The 23554-nt window shown below is 47.9% G+C and carries 27 protein-coding genes and 1 other annotated feature; of the genes, 2 read left to right on the forward strand and 25 right to left on the reverse strand.

Annotated elements, in window-relative coordinates; genetic code table 11:
• Window positions 1-6 precede the first annotated feature (6 nt).
• On the reverse strand, window positions 7-1005 hold the full coding sequence (gene ruvB, locus QMA01_RS06375) for a Holliday junction branch migration DNA helicase RuvB (RefSeq protein ID WP_191715951.1): 999 nt from the start codon (window positions 1003-1005) through the stop codon (window positions 7-9).
• 18 nt (window positions 1006-1023) lie between these two features.
• Window positions 1024-1620 carry a Holliday junction branch migration protein RuvA gene (gene ruvA / locus QMA01_RS06380; RefSeq protein WP_191715952.1) on the reverse strand — a complete coding sequence of 199 codons (597 nt, stop codon included), beginning with the start codon at window positions 1618-1620 and terminating at the stop codon, window positions 1024-1026.
• Window positions 1621-1745: 125 nt separating this feature from the next.
• On the opposite strand from ruvA, the gene QMA01_RS06385 reads away from it, so the two are divergent.
• Window positions 1746-2279 carry a transcription repressor NadR gene (locus QMA01_RS06385; protein WP_290214549.1) on the forward strand — a complete coding sequence of 178 codons (534 nt, stop codon included), beginning with the start codon at window positions 1746-1748 and terminating at the stop codon, window positions 2277-2279.
• Between the two features lie 329 nt (window positions 2280-2608).
• On the opposite strand, the gene pheA is transcribed toward QMA01_RS06385, so the two are convergent.
• The 15 genes from pheA to QMA01_RS06460 form a co-directional block, all read right to left on the reverse strand.
• On the reverse strand, window positions 2609-3472 hold the full coding sequence (gene pheA, locus QMA01_RS06390) for a prephenate dehydratase (RefSeq protein ID WP_191715954.1): 864 nt from the start codon (window positions 3470-3472) through the stop codon (window positions 2609-2611).
• A 15-nt stretch (window positions 3473-3487) separates the two neighbouring features.
• The gene (locus QMA01_RS06395; protein WP_225218543.1) at window positions 3488-3940 is read right to left on the reverse strand and encodes an ACT domain-containing protein; all 453 of its coding nucleotides are present in this window, start codon (window positions 3938-3940) and stop codon (window positions 3488-3490) included.
• Between the two features lie 16 nt (window positions 3941-3956).
• The gene (gene obgE / locus QMA01_RS06400) at window positions 3957-5246 is read right to left on the reverse strand and encodes a GTPase ObgE (RefSeq protein ID WP_191715955.1); all 1290 of its coding nucleotides are present in this window, start codon (window positions 5244-5246) and stop codon (window positions 3957-3959) included.
• 1 nt (window position 5247) lies between these two features.
• Window positions 5248-5763, reverse strand: a complete 516-nt coding sequence (locus QMA01_RS06405; protein ID WP_290214550.1) for a Spo0B domain-containing protein — start codon at window positions 5761-5763, stop codon at window positions 5248-5250.
• A gap of 143 nt (window positions 5764-5906) precedes the next feature.
• Window positions 5907-6197, reverse strand: coding sequence for a 50S ribosomal protein L27 (rpmA, locus tag QMA01_RS06410; protein WP_008431505.1), 291 nt, complete (start codon window positions 6195-6197; stop codon window positions 5907-5909).
• Window positions 6198-6210: 13 nt separating this feature from the next.
• The gene (locus tag QMA01_RS06415) at window positions 6211-6540 is read right to left on the reverse strand and encodes a ribosomal-processing cysteine protease Prp (protein ID WP_191715957.1); all 330 of its coding nucleotides are present in this window, start codon (window positions 6538-6540) and stop codon (window positions 6211-6213) included.
• 2 nt (window positions 6541-6542) lie between these two features.
• Window positions 6543-6851: a 50S ribosomal protein L21 gene (gene rplU, locus QMA01_RS06420; RefSeq protein WP_146557532.1), complete on the reverse strand. Its 309-nt coding sequence runs from the start codon at window positions 6849-6851 to the stop codon at window positions 6543-6545.
• 14 nt (window positions 6852-6865) lie between these two features.
• Window positions 6866-6947, reverse strand: a sequence feature (ribosomal protein L21 leader region).
• Window positions 6948-7188: 241 nt separating this feature from the next.
• Window positions 7189-8127, reverse strand: coding sequence for a nuclease-related domain-containing protein (locus QMA01_RS06425; protein WP_290214551.1), 939 nt, complete (start codon window positions 8125-8127; stop codon window positions 7189-7191).
• A gap of 60 nt (window positions 8128-8187) precedes the next feature.
• Entirely contained in the window at window positions 8188-8988 is an 801-nt protein-coding gene (gene minD / locus QMA01_RS06430; protein WP_191715959.1) for a septum site-determining protein MinD, read from the reverse strand.
• A 1-nt stretch (window position 8989) separates the two neighbouring features.
• On the reverse strand, window positions 8990-9655 hold the full coding sequence (gene minC / locus QMA01_RS06435) for a septum site-determining protein MinC (RefSeq protein ID WP_191715960.1): 666 nt from the start codon (window positions 9653-9655) through the stop codon (window positions 8990-8992).
• 23 nt (window positions 9656-9678) lie between these two features.
• The gene (gene mreD / locus QMA01_RS06440; RefSeq protein WP_191715961.1) at window positions 9679-10209 is read right to left on the reverse strand and encodes a rod shape-determining protein MreD; all 531 of its coding nucleotides are present in this window, start codon (window positions 10207-10209) and stop codon (window positions 9679-9681) included.
• Window positions 10206-11090: a rod shape-determining protein MreC gene (gene mreC, locus QMA01_RS06445; protein ID WP_290185161.1), complete on the reverse strand. Its 885-nt coding sequence runs from the start codon at window positions 11088-11090 to the stop codon at window positions 10206-10208. Before mreC ends, mreD begins: the two co-directional genes overlap by 4 nt.
• Window positions 11091-11103: 13 nt before the next feature.
• Entirely contained in the window at window positions 11104-12132 is a 1029-nt protein-coding gene (locus QMA01_RS06450; protein ID WP_290185163.1) for a rod shape-determining protein, read from the reverse strand.
• Between the two features lie 94 nt (window positions 12133-12226).
• On the reverse strand, window positions 12227-12919 hold the full coding sequence (gene radC / locus QMA01_RS06455) for a RadC family protein (RefSeq protein ID WP_290214552.1): 693 nt from the start codon (window positions 12917-12919) through the stop codon (window positions 12227-12229).
• On the reverse strand, window positions 12913-13521 hold the full coding sequence (locus QMA01_RS06460) for a Maf family protein (RefSeq protein WP_290214553.1): 609 nt from the start codon (window positions 13519-13521) through the stop codon (window positions 12913-12915). Before QMA01_RS06460 ends, radC begins: the two co-directional genes overlap by 7 nt.
• Window positions 13522-13896: 375 nt before the next feature.
• Here QMA01_RS06460 and QMA01_RS06465 point away from each other — a divergent pair, with 375 nt between their 5' ends.
• A complete protein-coding gene (locus tag QMA01_RS06465; RefSeq protein ID WP_191715965.1) occupies window positions 13897-15423 on the forward strand; it encodes an AbgT family transporter in 1527 nt (508 codons plus the stop codon).
• 39 nt (window positions 15424-15462) lie between these two features.
• On the opposite strand, the gene QMA01_RS06470 is transcribed toward QMA01_RS06465, so the two are convergent.
• The 8 genes from QMA01_RS06470 to QMA01_RS06505 all read right to left on the reverse strand — a co-directional run bounded on the left by QMA01_RS06470 (window position 15463) and on the right by QMA01_RS06505 (window position 23537).
• On the reverse strand, window positions 15463-16218 hold the full coding sequence (locus QMA01_RS06470) for a prepilin peptidase (protein ID WP_290214554.1): 756 nt from the start codon (window positions 16216-16218) through the stop codon (window positions 15463-15465).
• Between the two features lie 348 nt (window positions 16219-16566).
• Window positions 16567-17355 (reverse strand): pilus assembly protein PilO, encoded by a 789-nt coding sequence (locus QMA01_RS06475; protein WP_290214555.1) that lies wholly within the window; start codon window positions 17353-17355, stop codon window positions 16567-16569.
• On the reverse strand, window positions 17352-18074 hold the full coding sequence (locus QMA01_RS06480) for a PilN domain-containing protein (protein ID WP_290214556.1): 723 nt from the start codon (window positions 18072-18074) through the stop codon (window positions 17352-17354). Before QMA01_RS06480 ends, QMA01_RS06475 begins: the two co-directional genes overlap by 4 nt.
• Window positions 18075-18076: 2 nt before the next feature.
• Entirely contained in the window at window positions 18077-19003 is a 927-nt protein-coding gene (gene pilM / locus QMA01_RS06485; RefSeq protein ID WP_290214557.1) for a type IV pilus biogenesis protein PilM, read from the reverse strand.
• A 23-nt stretch (window positions 19004-19026) separates the two neighbouring features.
• Entirely contained in the window at window positions 19027-19497 is a 471-nt protein-coding gene (locus tag QMA01_RS06490; protein WP_290214558.1) for a prepilin-type N-terminal cleavage/methylation domain-containing protein, read from the reverse strand.
• Window positions 19498-19620: 123 nt separating this feature from the next.
• Window positions 19621-20832: a type II secretion system F family protein gene (locus tag QMA01_RS06495; protein ID WP_290214559.1), complete on the reverse strand. Its 1212-nt coding sequence runs from the start codon at window positions 20830-20832 to the stop codon at window positions 19621-19623.
• 1 nt (window position 20833) lies between these two features.
• Window positions 20834-21874, reverse strand: a complete 1041-nt coding sequence (locus tag QMA01_RS06500) for a type IV pilus twitching motility protein PilT (protein ID WP_290214560.1) — start codon at window positions 21872-21874, stop codon at window positions 20834-20836.
• Window positions 21875-21878: 4 nt separating this feature from the next.
• Window positions 21879-23537, reverse strand: a complete 1659-nt coding sequence (locus tag QMA01_RS06505) for a GspE/PulE family protein (protein ID WP_290214561.1) — start codon at window positions 23535-23537, stop codon at window positions 21879-21881.
• Window positions 23538-23554 lie beyond the last annotated feature (17 nt).

A 23554-nucleotide genomic window follows, 5' to 3' on the forward strand; every position in this document is an offset into this window, starting at 1 on the left:
ATTTAGTCATTCAGGCATCTCCATTTTAAAGTGTTCATAGGCAAGCGGCGTTACAGTGCGGCCTCTCGGCGTACGCTGGATAAATCCGATCTGCAGCAAATACGGTTCATAGACGTCTTCAATCGTCGTCGACTCTTCCCCGATGCTGGCTGCGATGGTATCCAGTCCAACCGGGCCGCCGCGGAAACGTTCAATCATGCCCGTCAATAATTTATGGTCTATATGGTCCAATCCAAGCGGATCGACCTGCAGCATTTCCAAAGCCTGTTCCGCCATGTCCATCGTGATGGACCCGGTGCCGCGCACTTGCGCATAATCACGCACGCGCTTCAGCAACCGGTTGGCGATGCGCGGAGTTCCACGGGAACGGCGGGCAATTTCGACAGCTGCGTTCGGATCGATATCCGCTTCGAACAATTTCGAGCTGCGGATGACGATATCCGTCAGTGCTTCTGTATCGTAGTATTCCAGGCGCGACAAGACGCCGAAACGGTCGCGCAGCGGTGCAGACAAAGCGCCTGCGCGCGTCGTCGCCCCAATCAAAGTGAACGGCGGCAGATCCAGCCGGACAGAACGCGCCGTCGGACCTTTGCCGACGACGATATCCAAACAGAAATCCTCCATTGCCGGATACAGCACTTCTTCAATCGAACGGTTCAAGCGATGGATCTCATCAATGAACAGCACATCTCCAGGCTCCAATGACGACACGATTGCCGCCAAGTCACCCGGACGCTCGATTGCCGGTCCGCTGGTCATCTTGATGTTGACTTCCATTTCATTGGCGATGACAGCAGCGAGTGTCGTTTTCCCGAGTCCAGGAGGCCCGTACAACAGCACATGGTCCAAGCTTTCCTGGCGCATTTTCGCTGCCTCGATGAAAATTTGCAGATTGTGTTTTACTTTCTGCTGCCCGATATACTGGCCCAGCAATTGCGGACGCAAGGATTGTTCAAAACGTTCATCAAATTCCGAGATCTCGCTGTCGATAATGCGGTCTTCCATGCCGTTCGCCTCCTTTCATCAGTTTTGTTTAAGCAGCAATTGCAATGCTTTTTTCATGAAGCCTTCTGTATCCAGGTCCAAATCCCGCAGCTGTGGTTTGACTTTGGTGATTTCCCGTTCTGAATAGCCAAGAGCACCCAGTGCCAGCATCGCTTCTTCCAGTTCTGCCTGGTCGTTCGACAGCAATGTAGTTGTCTCTTCCGGATCGAAAGGATCGCCGAAAAACTCGGTCAGCTTGCCTTTCAAATCCAATATCATCTGGCGTGCCGTCTTCTTGCCGACACCCGGGAACTTCACCAAATAGGATTCATCTTCCCGTTCGATCGCTTCGATGACATGCTGCGGCTGTCCGCTGGCCAAAATCGCCAATGCGCCTTTGGGGCCGATGCCCGATACCGAAATCAGCTTGCGGAACAATTCGCGTTGTTCCAGTGTCGGAAAACCGAACAGCAATTGCGCGTCTTCACGGACATGATGATGCAGAAAGACCTGCAATTCATCACTGCCGAAAGAATACGGATTCGGCGCGAAAATCTGCCAGCCGATCCCTTGTTGTTCTATCACTAAATATTCAGGCGTTACGCGTGTAACCTTGCCTTTTATGTAATCGTACATGGACAGTCTCTCCTTCAATTCAACTTTATAATTATAGCATATTCAGCTGCTTTAGACGAAATAAACCCGTTGTTGAGTGGCACATGATAAGATAAAGAGAACGAGTCAATAAGCGAGGGAATCTAATGAAAAAATTATTCGGCGAACAGCGGCGCCAATTCCTGCTGGAAAAAATAAAAACGTCAACACAACCACTGACTGGCGGTGAGCTGGCCGCTTTAACCAGCGTGTCCCGCCAGGTCATCGTCGGCGACATGACATTATTGAAGGCAAAAGGCGAGCCCATCATCGCGACCAGCCAGGGTTATCTGTACCTGGCTGACCGGGCGACAGAAGAAGCAAGCCGGCGCATAGCCTGCCACCACCAGGCTGAAGACACCGAACGCGAACTGAAACTGCTGGTTGAGTCGGGCGTCACAGTGAAAGATGTGTCGATCGAGCATCCGGTATATGGCGAACTGACAGCCGGCATCCACGTATCAAACGTCCAGGAAGTTGAAGCTTTCATGAAGCGCGTCCGCGAAACCGGCGCCAGCTACTTGCTGGAACTGACAGACGGCACGCATCTCCATACCATCACTGCACCTGATAATGCGACGCTTGAAAAAGCTGTCCAGGCGATGCGGGAAAACGGATTTTTGTTGGAGGAAATTGAATAGTTTTATGATGAGCCCGTGATCCGCAATTTGCGGAATTATGGGCTTTTTGTTTTGAATGCTTAGGTATAGCTATGGCAATTTTAAAAAAGGATAGCCCTTACACAACGCTTCGGCCGCTTAGGGCATAGCTTACGCAAGAATCCAGAGCGCAAGACGGCGAAAGGAAAAGATAGGCTCCTGTATCGCTCCGCAAGTCCATGGAAAGCATCCGCCTGGGGTGCAGGATTGGCTATGAAGCTAATAAACCGGCTACTTATTCTTCTAATTAATCATTTATTGCCTAAAAGCTAGAAGTCCCGCAGCGAAAAACGCTGCGGGACTTCTCTTTTTCATTTATACGTATAATACGATCCTAAGGTTTTTACTGTACAGCCAAGTGCCGCAAGCTCTTCGAACGCACCGCGCATCATGGCGTCTTTTTCGTCCGCCAGTACATCAGCGATGAAGAAATAATCGCCGAGGCCGGTTTTCAATGGGCGCGATTCGATTTTGCTCAAGTTCAATCGGCGCCATGCGAAAACGGACAAGATCTGGTGCAGGACACCTGAACGGTCATCGTCAGGCGGTGTGATCATCAACGTTGTTTTGATTTGATCGTCATGCGTCGGGTCTGTCAATTTGTGATCAGACTTCGACAACACGAAAAAGCGTGTGTGGTTAAAATGGAAATCGTGGATGTCACGCTGCAGAATGTCCAACCCGTATTTATGGGCGGAAAATTCGTTGGCGATAGCCGCAATGTTACGCTCCGGCAATTCGGCAACCATCTTCGCTGCAGCCGCTGTCGAACTATACTGCTCCAAAGGCGTATTCTTGTATGTATAAAACAGGAATTTATGGCATTGCGCCAATGCATGCGGATGTGAATAAATCGCTTCAAACGATTCCGCATTGCGGTTATCCGGATGTACCAGCAAATGTTGTTGAATCGACGACAATACTTCCGCCGTCACATACAATTGCGCTTCGTGGAATAGATAATCCACTGTCAATGGAACTGATCCTTCCAACGCATTTTCCAGTGGCACGACAGCGTAATCCACGCTGCCTTCTGCCACTGCTTCTATGCATTCAGGGATGGTCGTAAATGGCACCAGGGTACCTTCAGGGAAAACTTTTGTTGCCGCAAGGTGTGTAAATGACGCTTCCGGCCCTAAATATGAAATTCGTGTATCAACAGCTTGTCCAGTCATTTAAACATTCCTCCATTAAGATGATCCACTTGATACCACATCAGCCGACTCGACGAAATCGAGCTTTTTCAGCTGTTGCAAAAACACGTCCAAATCCCCGTCCATCGCCGTTACGTCCAAAGACAGCGTGACATTCGCACGCCCTTGGATCGGAATGGTCTGGTGGATGGTTAAAATATTGCAGCCGTTTTCAGCGACTGACTGCAGAAGCGTCGCGAGCGTTCCCGAGCGGTCTTCCAGTTGCAGGAAAACCGTCAGGATCCGTTCTTTGACGATCGAATGGAACGGAAATACAGCGTCCCGATATTTATAAAACGCAGAGCGTGAAAGACCTGTCTTGTTGACCGCGTCCATAATGGAAATGCGGTCGTTCTGCAGCATTTTTTTCACTTCAAGCGTTTTTTGCATCGCTTCCGTCAAAACGTCTTCACGCACTAAATAATACCGTTGTTCCGAAATATCCTTCATTCAAGCTACCTCCGCATCAATCCATAAATTCGAATTCGAATTCAAGCAGGCGAACCGTATCGCCGTTTTCTGCACCGCGCTCACGAAGTGCATCGTCAATTCCCATACCGCGCATTTGGCGGGCAAATCGGCGAATCGAATCTTCACGTGAAAAGTCGGTCATCTTGAACATGCGTTCAATGGCATAACCGGACAACACGAATGCGCCATCAGACTCACGCGTGATGCTGAATCCATCTGCATCGGTTTCGTGTTTGTACAAGACCGTGCTTTCTGACTCAGCTTCTTCCTCGTCGATCAATGGGAATTCAGGTGTCACTTCAATAACGTCAGCAATGGCGAACAAGAGATTGTTCAATCCTTTGCGGGATAAAGCAGAAATTGGGAAAATACGGGCATCTTCCGGCAATTTTTCACGGAATTTCGCTAAGTTCTCTTCCGACTCCGGCATATCCATTTTGTTCGCAACGATCAATTGCGGACGTTCGGTCAAACGCATATTGTATTGTTTCAGTTCTTCATTGATTGTTACGTAATCCTCATAAGGGTCGCGTCCTTCAAGACCTGACATATCGATGACGTGGATGATGACACGCGTCCGTTCAATATGGCGAAGGAATTGATGGCCTAGGCCAACGCCTTGGTGAGCGCCTTCGATCAATCCTGGAAGATCGGCCATTACAAAGCTGCGCTGGTCTTCTGTTTCGACCATGCCCAGATTCGGGACGATGGTCGTGAAATGATATTCAGCGATTTTTGGTTTTGCAGCAGAAACAACCGACAACAACGTCGATTTTCCGACACTTGGGAATCCGACAAGCCCGGCATCCGCCAACACTTTCAGCTCCAAGATGACATTGCGTTCAAAGCCCGGTTCGCCTTTTTCAGAAAGCTCTGGCGCCGGATTTGCAGGCGTTGCGAAACGAGAGTTTCCACGGCCGCCGCGGCCGCCTTTTGCGATGACTGCTGTCTGCCCATGTTCCACCAAATCAGCAATGGTTTCACCGGTATCCACGTCTTTAACGACTGTGCCCGGCGGAACTTTGATCAATGTATCTTCAGCTTTGGCACCGTGCTGGTTCTTGCTCATGCCGTGTGTTCCGCGTTCGGCTTTAAAGATCCGTTTGTAGCGGAAATCCATCAGCGTGCGCAATCCTTCTTCAACGATAAAGACGATATTTCCGCCTTTACCGCCATCTCCGCCGGCAGGGCCGCCGTTCGGTACATATTTTTCGCGGCGGAATGCAACCATGCCATCCCCGCCGTCGCCACCTTTAACATAAACTTTTACGTGATCGACAAACATATTATCCCTCCATCTGTGCGCGCACAACAATCAATGTGTTGTTTTCGCTGCACTCTTTTCGTGCCGTGAATCCCTGTACTTCTAAAACGTCCAAATCCAGCCAATTCCCCGGACAAGTAATTTTCATTTCAAACAGCGTGGAACTGGAAGCCAATGAAACTGTGCCATAAAACGCCTGATAAGGTTCCAGGCGCCCTTTGGCCGCTTCCACAAAACTCTCCAGAAAAAACCGAAATGCTGCGTCCAAATGAGTCGGTGCTTTAGCAGCCGAACATTCGACATGAAAATTAAATCCCGGGAAACGCCAATTTGCAGTCAACAGCCATTCCTCTGTCAGCGGAAGCCCGATATCAGACAGCCGGCTGGCATGCATAGCCGCTTCGGCATGCGAACGAATTATTTCTTGCGCCTCTTGCAGACGGCCCAAATCCAAATTCATTTTGATCAATTGCAATTCATTTAAAAAATCATGGCGCGCATGCCGAAGCGATTGTGCCACTGTGATTGTCTTTTCCATAAGTCACGTCCCGATTCAGCTTCTTATTCCAGTATACCAAGAGTTCGCAGGAATTTCCTAAAATAATGCGTTCAGCCGACAGGACCCGCGCTTATAAATTTCAAAAGAAAAAGGACTGCGAAAGCAGCCCTTTTCGTTTTGTATTAAGCTTCTTGTGCAACTGGATATACGCTAACTTTTTTCTTATCGCGTCCGTAACGTTCAAAACGTACGACTCCGTCGATTTTAGCAAAAAGTGTATCGTCTCCGCCGCGTCCAACGTTCTCACCTGGATAAATTTTAGTCCCGCGTTGACGGTATAAAATTGAACCACCAGTAACTTCTTGGCCGTCTGCACGTTTTGCGCCAAGGCGTTTAGATTCAGAGTCACGTCCGTTTCTCGTTGAACCTACACCTTTTTTGGATGCAAAAAACTGAAGATCTAATCTTAACATTCTGTCCCACCTCCTAAGCTGTGAAGGTTATTTTAATATATTCTTCATAGTCTTGTTCAATCGTTTTCAATGAAACAATCATTGCGCGTACAAGCAGTTGAACCTGCTCGTCCGTCTTGTCATCCAGGTTCTCCGGAAAACCGACTTTTAAAAAGCCACTGTTTGCCTGCTGAATGTCCGGTTCGATTCCCGTCAGCTCCATGATGGCGTTCACCGCTCCGAAAGAGACAGCAGACGCTCCAGCACATACGAGGTCTTGCCCGTGTTCAGCATAATCCGCATGGCCTGACATTTCAAAAGACGAAATGCGTTTTGAGGTTTCTTTTACAGTAACTTGTATCATTCTTACAGGTTGATCGCATCGACAGTCAATTTCGTGTATGGCTGACGGTGACCTTGTTTTTTATGGTAGTTCTTTTTAGCTTTATATTTGAAGACTGTGATTTTTTTCTGTTTGCCGTTTTTAACAACTTTGGCTGTAACAGTAGCTCCTTCAACAAAAGGAACACCCACTTTAGTATCGTCTCCACCTACAAATAGAACTTTGTCAAATGTGATAACATCCCCAGCTTCTCCGTTCAATTTCTCAACGTAGATCTCTTGGCCTGCTTCAACTTTGATTTGTTTTCCACCAGTTTCAATAATCGCGTACATATCCTTGCACCTCCTCTTAAAATAAGACTCGCCTATTCAGGTGACTCGCCGGAGCGAATGCTTAAGGTAACCTGATTCGAGCGGTTGCAGCATGGTACGCTACAAACATAACATTAGAATAATACCACGCCGTTGCGTGTCGCGTCAATAGATAATGTGAGGTTTTGAGAAATTGGTGATGAGTGGTTAGGCAAATGGTTGTGAGGAGTGATTTTGTCGATGCGAGGTGCGCTCTTTGGTGCGTGAGGTGCGCTTGTCCGCTTGCGGGGTGCGCTCTTGGACGGATGAGGTGCGCTTGTCCGCGGATGAGGTGCGCTTTTACCCATTTGAGGTGCGCTTACCGATAAATCTTACCAAAATAGCCGCGCAGTAAATCCCGGTCTTCCACAATGCGCCTCTTTCCGCGAACGTTGCTTTGCGGTGCAGCCGTTTTCAACAATCGGTACAACGTATATTTATTTTCTACTCCCAGCAACCGATACGCCAATTGCGTGTCTAGACTTTCACCAAACAGCACGGCATATTCCTGGAGGGTCACTTTATGTGCATCCCGTGAATGAAACCCGCAGATGCGGCAAAGCCATTTGCGTTCTTGCCAATCAAGTGCAAGGATGCGGCAATCCGGGCAGGTCACACCGGGGCGCAAAGCGTTAAAGTCGATGCGATGGCGCGCAAACCAATGGCGGCTCAAATTCTGCTGCGGCAATTGCTCCACTTTAGAAGCCAGTGCGGTCACGTCAAAAATCTTTGAACCCAGCGCAAGCCGTTCCAAATGAAAAGGAAGATAGTCGAGCGACACGATGGGATACTGCTTGGGTGCCTCCACCACTTTGCCGGACCGGCTCGCAAGTACGATTACGCCATGTACGGGGACGCCGAGAAAGTTGCTGACTGCACGGACCGCCCGGTGGAGCTGCGCTTCCGGATTGCGCATCCCTTCCCTGCGCCCATCGATGATCCGGTGAAACTGAAAATTGACGGAATCAAAATAAAACTCACCCACCATGTTCTTCACTTCCAGCACGCAGACCATTTGTTCATGAATCAACAGCAAATCGATTTGCGCCGTCCCATCTTTATAAGGTATGTGCACATCATTCAAAAAAATCGTTTCGCCTGGCAGATCCAATTCCCTTTTCAACAAAGTAGCCGTCCGCTGCTCACCACTGGCACCTGCCAATGAACTTTTTAATTCGAGTAAAACCGCTGCCTTGGATTCATGTGCATTCGGCAAACGTTCAGCTGCAACCATCTGTGCCAGTAAAAAATCGTTCATGCCACACCTCCCGGAAGTTTTAAAAAAGCCCCCGCTTGGACAGCGAGGGCTCTGACAATCTTATTTAGTGAAAACAGCTTTGATTTTGGTGAACAGGCTTGGCGGTGCTTTTTCCATACTCATCAATGGGACCGATTCTCCTAGCAAACGGCGCGCAATGTTGCGGTAGCCAAGTGCTGCAGTATTCGATGGGTCCATGACGATCGGCTCGCCTTTGTTCGAACTTGAGATGACACGCTCGTCATCTGCGATGATGCCCAGAAGATCGATCGACAAGTGAGTCGTGATTTCATTGACATCCAGCGCTTCTCCCGCTTTCATCAAATGGGGACGGATGCGGTTGATGATCAAACGCGGAGCGTCGATATTCTCTTCCAGCTCAAGCAATCCGATGATGCGGTCAGCGTCACGGACAGCTGAAATCTCAGGGGTCGTTACGACGATTGCATGATCTGCTCCAACAACAGCGTTCTTGTAGCCTTGCTCGATACCGGCTGGGCAGTCAATGATGACGAAATCATAGTCTTTCTTCAATTCCGTCACCAATTCCTTCATCTGTTCCGGATTGACGTCATTTTTGTCTGCGGTTTGAGCAGCAGGCAAAAGATACAGCATGTCATCAAAGCGTTTGTCTTTGACAAGTGCCTGATGCACTTTGCAGCGGCCTTCCAGAACGTCGATCAAATCATAGATGATGCGGTTTTCCAAACCGAGGATGACGTCGAGGTTGCGCAATCCGATGTCAGTGTCGATCAGGCATACTTTTTTCCCTTGAAGAGCCAATGCAGTGCCGAGGTTGGCGGTTGTCGTCGTTTTACCGACGCCTCCCTTGCCTGATGTAATTACGATAGCTTCTCCCACACTAGCTTCCTCCTTTAAACGTTGAAATTTGCGGACGAATAAACCGCAATTCCTGCAAACGGTCAATGATGATGGTGCCGTTTGTATGTAAATAAGCACATTCCATTTCCGGTTGTTCCGATAAGCTGGACAATTCGTCTGTCATGGTTTCCAATTCATCAGCGATTTTCAGTTGCGTCGCTTCCAGCCATGAGGCTGCAATGACTGCGTCGCGGTTGCCTTTGGTTCCGGCATGCGCCGCACCTTTCAGCCGGCCCAGCACGTAAACACTGCCGCCCGCTTCGACGCGGCCGTTCGGGTTGACGTCGCCAATGACGACCAGATCGCCGTTCGCTTTGACAACTTGTCCTGAACGCACAATGCCGACATATGTTTCCGACTGGCGTTCAAGGATCATCTGATCGCTTTCTTCGACCGTCAGGATATCGCTCGTTGTCGCAACTACCTTCAGATGAGGATTGGTCGAAACAATGTCGCTGATTTCTTTGATCTGGCTGTCGGTGCAATAGCGTTTATTCAGATGAACCGTCACTTCAGTATCACTGTCAAGCGCAGGATCCGACACCTTCGCCTTCAACTCGGCCAATAGATCCGTGTAGGCACATTGGTCATCGAGATACAGCACGAGGCCTTTATTTTTCCCTTTAATGTTAACGAGATTTTTCAAAAAATGTGTCACCTGCGCTTTCTTTAATATAACCCTATTTTAGTGTCACGCTCCGACAGCTGCGTGACCATTACTGATTTGAACACCCAGCCGAGCATCACCAGGAAGATTGAATTAGCGACCATTGTCGGCCAGAGCCGAGTCGCCAAAAATGTACCGAGCGGCATTCCTGTCAATGAAATCAGCAGGAAGAACTGGTAAAGCAAAAATTCGAATACGCCCAGCAAAACGAGCGTCAGAAGTGTCGCCGTCACCAAGTTCTGCGGAATTCGCTTGAAAGCAAATGCAGCTGCCAAACAAGTGGCTGGATACAAAAAAGAATATAATCCAATAATATCAATGTAAAAGACATCATACAAGAGCCCGAAAAATAATCCATAGAACATCGCATGCTTTAAATCATAGTACAAAGTCAGGAAAATCAGGAACATTATCAGGAAGCGCGGCACAATATAATTTAATTCGCCGCCAATATTAAGCGGTGAAAAAAGGCCGAAAACCGGTTCCATGAAAAACAGGACGAGGCAGATCAACGGGATAAGGAAACGGATCATGATTCATCGTCTCCAGTCACGCCGTTGTCTTCACCGTCCACTTCCGGCATGATGCGGTCAGCGATGACGACGTGGTCCAATAACGAAAAGTCGGCTGCCGGTTTCACATAAGCCAGTTTAGTCAATCCGAATTCATCGATGGTGATTTCGGTGATGGTGCCGACCAGAATGCCTTTCGGAAAAATGCCGCCGAGTCCGCTGGATATGACCTGGTCGCCTTCCTTCAATTCGACATTGGCATCAATCCGCTTGAGCAGCAATTCGCGGCGCTCCGCGTCATAGCCTTCGATCAAACCGAAAACATCTTTCTTCCCGCCAACGACCATCGCTGATACGCGGTAGTTCGGATTGAGTGTGGAAATCAATTCGACCGTTGAAGTTGTCGGAGTCGTCAATGTCACTTTGCCGATCAGGCCTGACGCAGTCATGACCGCCATATTCTCTGCCACTCCTTGGTTGGAGCCGCGGTTGAGGATGATTTTCTCTTCCCATTGATCCGGATTCCGTGCAATAACGGTGGCCTGGATCGGGTTGTAATCGCGCAGGTCTTCTTCTTTCCCTACGAGTTGTTTCAATTCTGCGTTTTCAGAACGCAAGTCTTTGACTTCAGCCTGCACGCCCGCAAATTCTTCTAAGCGCGTTTTCAGATGCTGGTTTTCCTCAAATGTATTCAATAGTGAATCGACATTGTCAAAAATTCCAGTGACAAAATGAGCAGGGCGTGAAAATACCGACTGCCCGGCTCCAACAGCATCTTTTATGATTTGTTCCGGCAGCGACACATTGCCGCGGTCACGGAGCGAAAAAGAAATCAGTGCAACGAGCAGGATGACACCCAACAGCAGCAAAATCAGCCGCTTGTTTGTTAAAAGCTGTGGCATATTGCCATCCTCCTTATTTGATTGATAATTGGCGGCGGAATTGGTCCATGTTCTCCAACGCTTTGCCAGTGCCCAGTGCGACGCAGTCCAATGGATTTTCGGCAATAAAGACCGGCATAGACGTTTCATCTGAAATGACGCGGTCGAGGTTCTTAAGCAATGCCCCTCCACCTGTCAAGACGATGCCGTTTTCCATGACGTCCGCACTTAATTCAGGCGGCGTCTTTTCAAGCGTCGATTTGATGCCTGAGACAATCGCAGCAATCGATTCACTGAGGGCTTCCACAATTTCACCCGACGTGATCTGCAGCGTTTTCGGGAAACCGCTCAACAAATCGCGCCCGCGGATTTCCATGGAAAGGTCTTTTTCAGCCTCTTCCATAATACGGGCGGATCCGATACCCATTTTCAGTGCTTCAGCTGTCCGTTCACCGATCAGGACGTTATACGTCTTGCGGATATACTGGATGATTTCAGTGTCCAGTGCATCTCCGGCTACACGAATCGAGTCGCTTGAAACGACGCCGCCAAGTGAAATGACCGCTACTTCAGTCGTTCCGCCTCCAATATCGACGACCATACTGCCCATAGGTTCCCAAACTGGCAAATCCGCTCCAATCGCCGCTGCGAAAGGCTCTTCAATGGTATAGGCTTCACGCGCGCCGGCTGAACGGGCTGCGTTCAAAACCGCCCGCCGTTCAACGGAGGTAATCCCATAGGGAACACAGATCATAACGTTTCCGCTTTTCCATTTGCCGCCTGCCGCTTTCGCCGCTTCGACCAGATTATGCTTGATCATCGCCAAGGTCATATCGTAATCCGCAATGACGCCATCACGCATCGGACGGATAGCGACGATCGACTCTGCTGTACGGCCCATCATGTTTTTCGCCTGGGTGCCGACAGCGACGATTTCTCCCGTATTTTTATTTTTAACGACAACGGAAGGTTCACGCAGAACAATTCCTTTGCCTTTAATGTACACCAATGTATTTGCAGTACCTAAGTCAATTCCAACATCTTTTGAACCAAATCCAAGCACAGGTTTTCTTCCTTTCTGTTACAAGCCGGTATTTCGGCAATTGCGTTGACACAATACCACTCATTATAGACGAAAAGAAAAAAAATAAACAGTGCTACATGAACCCCTTTTCTTTCAGGGAAATGAATTGATGATCACCGATGATGACATGGTCCAGCAGTTCGATGCCGATGATGCTGCCGGCTTCGACGAGGCGCTTCGTGACATCGATGTCTTCAGGTGATGGCGCAGGATTGCCGGAAGGATGGTTATGGGCACAGACGATCGAAGCTGAAGAACGGCGGACCGCTTCACGGAAAATTTCACGGGGATGGACAATGGAGGCGTTCAGGCTGCCGACAAAAATGGTTTGGCGGTGCATGACCTGATTTTTGATGTTGAGGAACAAGACAACAAAATGCTCCTGTTTCAACGAAGTCATATCGGCCATTAAATAGGAAGCCGCATCTTTCGGGGAACGGATGGTGAATTTCGTATCGGTCTGCTTGGATGACAGCCGCCGGCCAAGTTCTACAGCCGCAAGCAGCTGGACAGCTTTTGCCCGGCCAATGCCATGGATCGCCACCATCTCTTCGATGGTGGCGTTTTTCATTTCCTGGATCTGTTCGAAATGGGTCAGCACCCGATTGGCCAAATGCAGCACCGACTCCTGCTTGCTTCCGGTGCGCAGCAGGATGGCAATCAGCTCTTGATTGGACAATGCCGCTGCCCCTTGGTTGACCAGCCGTTCACGGGGACGGTCGGCAATGTGGACGTCACGGATCATCAACGGCGCGTCGTTCAGCATCGGACACCGCTCCCTTCTAGCGAAATAAACCCAGCAGCTGCCAGTTTCTGCGTCAGTTCCGCAACCGGCAAGCCAACGACAGCGTTGTAATCCCCTTGAATGTTTTTGACGAACAAGCCGGATACCGTTTGGATGCCATAAGCCCCTGCTTTGTCATAAGGATCTTCGGTTTCGGTATAGGCGTTGATCCAGGATTCAGGCAATTCGTAGAATGTTACATTGACCGCTTCATGGAATGACAGCTCGCTGTTTCCCTGCATAACCGTCACCGCTGTAATGACTTCATGTGTGCGGCCAGACAATTTCTGCAGGTAGCTTTTCGCCTGTTCTTTGCTATTCGGCTTCAACAAAATTTCACCATCTAAAACGACAATGGTATCAGATCCAATAACTACGGCTTCTTGATGGGCTGCTGACACTTCCTGCGCTTTTTGAGCGGCACATGCCAATACATAACCAAGCGGCGTTTGGAAGTCCTGTGGATCGGGTTCGTCCTGGAGACTCGGGATAACTTGAAAATGAACGCCAAGCAGACTAAGCAGTTCCTGGCGGCGCGGTGATTGTGAAGCGAGTATGACGGGGAACTCTGATGTGAATTTCATAGGGAAATCTCTCCTTTTTTCAAGAATCATACCATCCCTGACAGCACTCAACAAACCATCAAAAATGATTTTTGCCCTTCAGCAGGCGTTCAAAAATCATTTTTCAGTTAGTTTTTTCTTGAAAGCGCTGTATGCTGCCATCTAAAATTCACATTTGCTTTGTTCACGAACATCCGACAAAAGCTGTCGCAACAAGGTTTTTATGTCAAGCACAAAAGTCTTCTAACATTATTCAAAATTAGCATTATTGGCACTTTTGTATAGCGATTCACTTCATTAAAAAGAGCTATTATAATGAAATTTGGCTTTTAATTTCTGAAAATTATTATTATGAAATAATTTTCACCAATTCTATCAGTAAAGGAGCTGTCTTTTTTGAAGACAAAACGCAAAGGTTTATTTCAGAAATCGCTGGACCGCATCGAGCTGATCGGCAACAAGCTGCCTCATCCGGTGACATTGTTCGCCCTGTTGGCACTTGCCGTCCTTGTGATTTCCTCTATCATCTCGGCAATCGGCATTACCGTCGAACATCCGGGCCAGGAAGGCGAAATCATTGAAGTCAAGAACCTGCTGAATGCAGAAGGCATTCAATACATATTTGCCAGCATGGTCGATAATTTCATCGGATTCGCTCCGCTTGGCGTTGTCCTGGTCACCATGTTAGGTATCGGAATTGCGGAACGCACAGGACTCATCAGTGCTGTACTGCGGGCTTTCGTCCTATCCGTTCCGAAGTTCTTGATCACAGGAGGACTGGTATTCGCCGGAATCATGTCCAGTGTCGCTTCTGACGCAGGATATGTGGTCCTCCCCCCACTTGGTGCTGTCATTTTCGCGGCGCTCGGACGCCATCCATTGGCCGGACTTGCCGCAGCATTTGCCGGTGTATCCGCCGGATTCTCGGCAAACCTGCTGCTGTCTGCCACTGATGCCATGCTTGGTGAAATGACAATCGCGGCAGCAGCGATCATCGATCCGACTTACGCAGAAGGCATGAACATTGCCATGAACTATTACTTCATCATCGCTTCGGTCTTCCTGTTGACTATCGTCGGTGCAATTGTTACGGAAAAAGTGGTTGAACCGCGCCTTGGTGAATACAAAGGGCAATACCGCGAAGACTTGAACGGCTTGACAGCTGAAGAAAAGAAAGGTCTGCTATGGGCTGGGATTTCCGTATTGGTCGGAATTATCCTGACTGCCTTGTTGATCGTTCCAGAAAACGGCGTCTTGCGCGCTGAAGACGGCGGCATCGTCCAGTCACCATTTATGAGTTCATTGGTGCCGATCATTACGATCCTGTTCTTCATCCCTGGATTGTTCTACGGTATCGCCACCAAGAATATCCGCAGCGATAAAGACGTCGCTGCGCATTTGACGGATACAATGGCTGCCATGGGCATGTTCATCGTCCTGGCCTTCACTGCCGGACAATTCGTCGCCTATTTCACAGAATCAAATATTGGAATGGTGCTTGGCGTCTACGGGGCTGAAGCACTCGAAGCCGCTAATTTGACCGGCATCCCGTTGATCATTGGGTTTATCGTGGTCACTGGAATCATTAACCTGTTCATCGGTTCAGCTTCTGCGAAGTGGGCGATGATGGCGCCGGTCTTCGTTCCGATCATGATGCAGCTCGGCTACTCGCCTGAACTGACGCAGATGGCTTACCGCATCGCGGATTCATCGACGAACATCATCACGCCATTGATGACGTATTTCGCCATCATCATCGCTTTTGCCCAGAAATACGATAAGAAAATGGGCATCGGTACATTGATTTCGGTCATGTTCCCGTACTCCATCTTCTTCATGATCTTCTGGTCATTGATGCTGATCGTCTGGATGCTGTTTGGTCTTGATTTGGGGCCGGCATCACCGATTCTTTATTCAAAATAAAATAACAAAAAGCTCAAGGGAACATCCCTTGAGCTTTTTTTATAGCCAAAAATTCCAGTACCAAGAAAGCATGGCGTCGCCCCAGAAATAGACGATGACGGCTGCCGCTGCAATCGAAGGGCCGAACGGAATCGGTGTCTTGCGCCCTTTATTCGTCACGCGCAGCTGAATGATGCCGACAATCGCACCGATGAACGATGCAAAAAACAAGGTCATCAAGGTGCCGGCTGTACCGAGCACCAATCCGATAACGAAGAACAGCTTGATGTCTCCGCCCCCCATGCCGCCTTTGGAGACGACGGCGATTAGGAACAGCACTGAAAATCCAATGGCAGCGCCGAGCAGGCTATCCCACCACGGATCGAGCGGAATGACAAAACGCAAGCCCAGCAGCACCACTGCAAACGGCAGCAGCACTTTATCCGGAATAAGCATATAAGCGATGTCCGACACGGTGATGATCACCAGCAGTGAAACGAACAGGAGCGCTACAATCAGTTCCGGCGTAAACCCGAATACCAAGTACGACGCCACGAATAAAACCGCAGTGACCGCCTCCATCAAAGGATAGACCCAATGGATTTTCGAGCCGCACGTCCGGCATTGGCCTTTCAGAAAAAGATAAGAGAACACCGGCACCAGGTCGGGCGCGGTCAAACGGCGCTGGCAATTGGTGCAATGCGAAGGCGGATACGCAATCGATTCCTTTTTCGGCACACGCAAGCCCACCACATTGAAAAACGACCCAAAGACGAGCCCGAACAGCGAAATGAAAACAGAATAAGTCAGTACCATAGAAACCCTCTTTGCTTTAGTTTATTTTTGGTGATATTTCATAAGCAGCCTCACTTTTCGGCAGGAGGCTTCGGTGTTTCATTCTATATTGTTGGTGAAAAAACGGTTGATGGATGCTTTCCGCGGGCGAAAAGCGAATGAAAGAACTTTTGTTTGCGGAATACGGGTTTTATTTGCGGAATCTGCTCGGTTGTTTGCGGAATTCTGAGTTTGTTTGCGGAATAACACCGGTTGTTTGCAGAATCCGTCCTTTTGTTTGCAGAACGGCCTATTCCCTCTGCAAAACAAAGCTTCTAAGCTCAATTTATCAAAAAGAGAGAAATCACGATGATTTCTCTCTTTCCTCTATTACCGGTCTGACACTTTTTCCTGTTCCTCTACATTCACTTCCACATTCACTTCAGTTTGTGAACCGTCTGACGAAATTTCCGTTTCCACTTCTTCGTCAGTTGTTTTGTCGGGTATGACTAAGCTGGTGCCGTCATTTTGAGGTAGCGGATTTACTTTTTTCGCAGGTGCAGGGGAATCGACTTTCAATTGCGTCTCCGCAAGTTCAACGAGATCCGGACGGTAATAGGCTGAGAATGAAACGGAAACGGTTAACGGTTCCCCTTCCTGCTCCGCTTTTGTCACTTCCGGTGTAGAAGTGAAATCGATTCCGCCGATGACCATGATGCGCTCCATCGCTTCAATTTCTTTTATGAAAGCGATGATGCTCTTGTAGTCTGTGGCATTGAATTCCACTGTCGTGATGACTTCCTGGACATTTTCCATTCCTTCGACCGGCTGCAACAGCGTCAGTGGCGCTTCGGCGAAATTGACGGACGTGACAAGTGTTTCGGACAGCAGCTCGGCTTGTTCAACCTGCAAGAGAATCAAATCCGTCAAAGGTTCAATGGTGACTTTATGCTGCAATTCACGTGTACTAATTTTTTCAGCTGGTGGTGCAGCTTCTTGCTGCGCCTGCAAAGACATCAGCACTTCGTTTTCCGAGGTCAGCAATTGTTCAGATTGCAAGCGAGCGTCTCTAGTTGGAACGTAGAGGGAAAAATAGGAATAAGCTGCACTCCCTATCAATAACAGTACCGCCAAGACCAGCATAGCTATTTCTTTCTGCCGCTTTGATAAACTGCTCATTGAACGTCACCCTCCCCTTCGGCAGGAACGGTTTCCGCTTCTTCTGCTGGAACTTCTTCGGCAGATGCATCTTCAATAGCCGGCACTTCCGTAACGGTTCCATCAGCATTGATAATTTCTTCTACTGCCGGCAAACGTTCATCTACATAAACCAAACTGTAAGTTGCCAAATAGCGTGGATTTTCAATAATTTTTTCTTCTGCTACTTCAGTGCCTTCTTCTGTTGTTTCCACCAATTCCAATTCTTGATTCGTCACCGAATCCAGCTTTGCGGAATCCAGCAACTCGGAAGCTTTTAATTGTGACAAGTAATATGCCGCTTCACGGGCTGTATCAAATTGAATCGTCAACGTAGCCAAGTTCGGTTTGACAAAGGAAAAGGAATCAAAGAATCCGCGCTCCGGCAATCTGGATACCAAATCACTCAGTAAAGGCACAGTATCGAACTGGTAGCCTTCTGCCCAATCGACTGTCGCTTTTAATTGCTGTTCTTCGTTCAGTCCGACTGAAGCAGTTAGTTGCGTGCGAATCGCTTCGCTCTGTGCAGCGACTTGTGTATATTCTGCATCTATTGCTGCCTGTTGATTAGCCTGCGACTGTGCCAAAAAGAAAAAGGTCGCCCAGATGAAAACTGCCACCAATAAAATTCCAAACACCGCAAAAAGAAAAACAGGGCGTTCCCGTTCCTTTTGCGGCAATAAATTAATATCAACTAACATGTTCACACCTCTTTCAGGGCTAAACCGATAGCACGGTTAAAACGTTCAGGAACGCTGTCGTTTAATTCGGTAGGAATTGGTTTCATAACAATCGGATAAACTGGAACAGAGAGACGGCTTTCAAGCCGTGACTGAAGTTCCGGCCAATCGCCGAGTCCGTTGCAGATTATTTTGGTGATACCAGCTTCGCCGGCGTTCATGCTGTAGCGGTAAAAATTGCCGAGTTTTTCAATTTCCGTTTCAATCTCTTCTATAAAAATATCTGGATTGATGAACTCTTCATCCGTGAGATTCAATTCGACCGGGCGCATGAACAACGGGTAATGCTCGTGAAAAATGGAAACCGTCATTTTCTTTGATTGCAAATCAATCATCATGATATGCTCGTCTTCAATGAAATCATGTTGCAAATACGCCAGACGATATAAAGCCAGCGGCGTGATGTCCGCCACTGCCGCTTTTAATTTCGCCTGACCCAATACTTGTTCATACGAATTGACGACGGATTCCTTGGAAGCGATGATGAGCACTTCTTTATTGTCGTTGTAAGGCACAACGTCAAAGACAGGATCTTCAAAAGGAAGATAAAGGGTCGAACCGATTTCAATAAAGAAATGGCCTTGCAGCTCATCGGTTTTGACTCCTTGGGGAAATGCAACTTTGCGGATGATAACGAATTCGTCAGGGGCGAGGAATCGGACTGACTTCTTAGAGAGACCCCACTGATTGACAGCCTCACCAAGTATCGATCCAAGCGCTTTTACGTCGACAATTTCGCCATCTCTGATAACGCCGGCAGGAAGAACCATCTCTTCCGCCAGGCTAATATGAAGCGGGTCTATGGACTTCAATTCCACATACCGGATGGCGTCTTCTTCTATAGTAATTGTCACGACGCGTGCTTTTTTCGATAAAAACGGTAAGGCCATTTTTTCAGCTCCTAAAATATTTATTATCTTGAAGTTACAGTTACACCAGCAGGAGTGGAAGTTCCACCTTTTTCTGCTCCATTTGGCAAGCCATTTATTGAAGCTATTGAAGCATCTTTAAATGTTAGAACAATACCACTTAATTCTGAATTTGCACCACTTAAAGTATTATTTGTTAAGTTAACTGTAACAGCCCCAGTACCAGTTTTAACTGCAGACTCAAAAGATCCAGCGTCATCTATTAAACCAGCTTTTTCAAGTTGATCCAAAGTTACTGTAGTACCAGCACTAGATTCCGTTTTATATAGCTGTGCTGCATTAATGATATTTATTGCATCTGATTTTACAGCCCCAACACGACTATTCTCAATAATATTCCCGATTGCCGGAATTGCAATAGCTGCGATAATCGCGATGATTACGATAACGGCCAATAGCTCAATCAGCGTCATTCCTTTTTGATCTTTTAACTTTTTCTGAATGAAATTTTTCATTCTTATTCCCCCTGTTTTTGCTAAATTTTTAGTACTTCCTTCTTACTGCTTTATTATATCAAGTGATTCTAATTAAGCAATAGAGAAATATATAATTTTTAACATTTATTTGTATAGTTACTACTACATCGTGTCTACGTTATTAAACATTTCAAACATTGGAAGCATGATAGATAAGACTATAGTCCCGACTAAAGCTGCAAGTAAGACAATCATCAATGGTTCAACCAATGCTTTTAGCCGGTCAGTCTCTGCATCCACTTCTTTTTCATAAAACTCCGCTACTTTGAGCAGCATGTGATCGAGAGATCCTGTCTGTTCCCCAATGGAAATCATATGGGGAATCAGTGGCGGAAATGCCCAATGATCGCGCATCGGTTCGGTCAGTGAACCGCCCCGCTCCAAGGAGTCCCTAGAAGCCAGCACCACTTTAGACATCACTTCATTGCCGACCACTTTTTCGACCATGGTCAATGCTTGAAGAATAGGCACAGAACTGGTGAATAACGAGCTTAAAGTCCGTGTTAACCGTGCCAACGCTGATTTCTTAAAGATTTTTCCGAATATCGGCATGCGCAAAAGCATGGTATCCAGCACGAGACGTCCCTGCAGGCTACGCTTCATCAGCCAGTATGCACCGATAAGTGCTAGAACAGCCAGCACGATCAAGTACCAATAGCTGATGGTCAAATCGCTTAACTGCATGACGATTTGTGTCAATAGCGGAAGTTCCCCTCCGAAGCCTGCAAACATATCCACGAACATCGGCACAATGGTCGCCAAAAGAAAAATGACTACGCCGATTGCCAATACGCCAACGATTGCCGGGTAAGACATAGCAGAAACCACTTTCTGGCGGGTTTGATAAGCTTTATCGTAATGATTGGCCAAGCGTTCCAATGATTCATCAATATTTCCGGACATCTCCCCAGCTTTAATTAAGTTGATGGTCAGCGGTTCGAAGATTTTTGGATGTTTGGCTAGGCTGTCGGACAAAGTATTGCCTTTACGCAATTCATCCTCGACCATTGCCAGCGTCTTGGCTAATGCTTTTGATTCGACTTGTTGGGACAGGATGCGGATCGTATCGACGATTGTTACGCCGGCGCGCATCAATGTGGAGAACTGGCGCAGGAACATGATGAACTGGTCCCGCTTCACCGGATTTCCGATGGTGATGTCTTTTTGCAGGGTGGTAGTTTCGATCTCCCGCATATCAATGACTTTGATGCCCTCATCGCGCAGCTTGATGATAGCTTCCCTGCGGTTGCCGGCAGTGACGATGCCGGTTCTTATTTGTTTTGTATCGCGTCCTTCGTATTTAAAGCGAGCCATCTTATCCTTCTCCTTTCAGATAAGGATGAGCGACATGACGTGCGATTTTCCCATTCGCCAGAAGCTCTTGGACCGATGAAGACATCATATGCATTCCCGTTGCGCGATTCGTCAAAATGACGTTGGGAATTTGATGCACTTTTTCCGTACGGATCAAATTCGAGATCGCGGTGTTGTTGATCATGATTTCTGTAGCGGACACCCGCCCCTTGCCATCAGCTGTCGGCAGCAAACGCTGTGAAACGACCGCTTTTAAGACACCTGCTAATTGGGTGCGGATTTGGGATTGCTGGCCGGCCGGAAACACATCTATGATGCGCTCGATTGTCGAAGCGGCACTTGAGGTATGCAATGTCGCCATAACCAAATGGCCGGTCTCCGCTGCAGTAATCGCCGTTGTAATGGTTTCCAGATCCCGCATTTCGCCGACTAAAATAACATCGGGGTCTTGCCGCAATGCTGCGCGCAATCCATTGGCAAAGGAATGGGTATCAGATCCGATTTCGCGTTGGTTGATGATGGAATTTCCGTGCCTGTGCAGGTATTCAATCGGGTCCTCCAAGGTGATGATGTGTTTCGACATGTTGTCGTTGATGTGGCGGATCATGGATGCAAGTGTTGTCGACTTGCCGGATCCGGTCGGGCCTGTAACCAATATCAGTCCTTGTTGAGATTCTGAAAGCACCTTCAAAATATCCGGCATTTTGAGTTGATCGATTGTCGGAACACCTGTCGTAATTGTCCGAAAAGCATGGGAATCGGATCCACGCTGATGGAACGTGTTGACACGGAAACGGGCTACTCCCGGCAATGAATAGGAATAGTCCATTTCTCCTTTTTCCAGAAATTTATCAAAAGACCTTTCCGGAATAAGAAGTTTGCTGATTTTCCTTGTTTGCTCATAGCTGACGTTGTCTTTTCCGTAACGGCGCAATTCCCCGTTTAAACGGAAAACAGGAGGAATTCCAACGGTCAAATGAATATCAGAAGCATCTAAATTGATTGCGGCTGTTAAAATTTCATCTATATAAGTTGTCGGCATAGGCTTAGTCCATCATGGCAACGCGCAGAACTTCTTCTGTTGTCGTCATGCCCTCCTTCACTTTTAATAGACCATCATCAATCAGGAAAATCGTCTTGTTTCTGATGGCGACTTCACGAATTTCGCCCGCTGTGCCGTTGCGGTTGATAATGTCTTTGATTTCTTCGTTGACCACCAGCACTTCATGGATGGCCATACGTCCCCGGTAGCCCGTCATATTGCATTGCGAACACCCTTTGCCGCGGGCAATTGTTTCGATCGACAAGCCTCTTTTTTCAAAGATGTGTTTTTCGCGTTCGGTTGCCTGGTGGATTTCCCGACAATCCCGGCATACTTTCCGAATCAAGCGCTGAGCGACCACTGCATTCAGTGAAGCGGTGACGAGAAAGGGCTCGATTCCCATGTCCATCAAACGGGTGATCGAAGCGATTGAGTCGTTGGTGTGGATGGTGCTCAATACCAAATGTCCGGTAAGCGACGCACGGATGGAAATATCGGCCGTTTCTTTGTCGCGAATTTCGCCGACCATGACAATATCCGGATCCTGACGGAGAATTGAGCGAAGCCCTGCTGCGAACGTCAAGCCGACATTTGTATTCACTTGAATCTGGTTGATGCCTTCAAGCTGGTACTCTACCGGATCTTCAACAGTAATGATGTTGACTTCTTCGTTATTTAATTTGTTCAAGGCTGCATACAGCGTCGAAGATTTCCCTGATCCCGTCGGACCTGATATTAAAATGATGCCATTCGGTTTATCGATTTCACGCATAAAACGTTCCATGTTCAAGTCATTAAAGCCAAGCTTCGAAATATCGGTCAAGTTGGCACTCAAATCCAAAATACGCATAACGATTTTTTCGCCGTAGACGGTCGGCAACGACGAAACACGCAAATCGATGGGGCGCATATCGACATTGGTCTTGATCCGTCCATCCTGCGGAATCCGGCTTTCGGTGATATCGAGGTTCGCCAAAATCTTGATTCGCGCCGTGATCATTCCTTGCATGGCTTTCGGCAAAATGCGTTCGGTCCGGAGCGAGCCGTCAATCCGATACCGAATCAAGACGCGGTTTTCCTGAGGATCCATGTGAACATCACTGGCTTTCAGTGAAACAGCATTCGACAGGATTTGGCTCACCAGGCGGACGATGGGCGCATCCAAATCGCTCATATCTTCCTGTTGGTCCTGTTTGGTCTCAGGCAATTCGCCGATCAGATCATCGAACGATTCTTCATCGTAATATTTGGATATAGTTTTTAAGACATCTTCTTTTGAAGCGATTGCTGGCTGGATCTGAAATCCCGTCATCAAACGGAGATCATCGATGACGATGTAATCCATCGGATTAGTCATCGCCAGAAATAATTTATCCCCTTCAATTTTCAACGGAACCAGCTGATTCCGTTTCGCCATTTCTTTCGGCACCATATTGAATAAGTTTTTATCGAAAGGATAGCGGAATAAGGAAACGTGCGGAATGCCCAGCTGCACTTCAAGCGTCTCGATCAATTGTTGTTCCGTGATCAAGCCGCGCTGCAAGAGAGCATCCCCAATTCGCTGTTCCGCTGTTTTCGTCTGTAAAGCTTCATTTAAATCATCTTGCGTTAGTAACCCATGTTCGACCAGGATATCCCCCAGCCGCTTGCGTATTTTCGCCACTCTTTTTCCTCCTTAAA

Source organism: Planococcus notacanthi, assembly GCF_030407825.1.
Taxonomy (GTDB): Bacteria; Bacillota; Bacilli; order Bacillales_A; family Planococcaceae; genus Planococcus; species Planococcus notacanthi.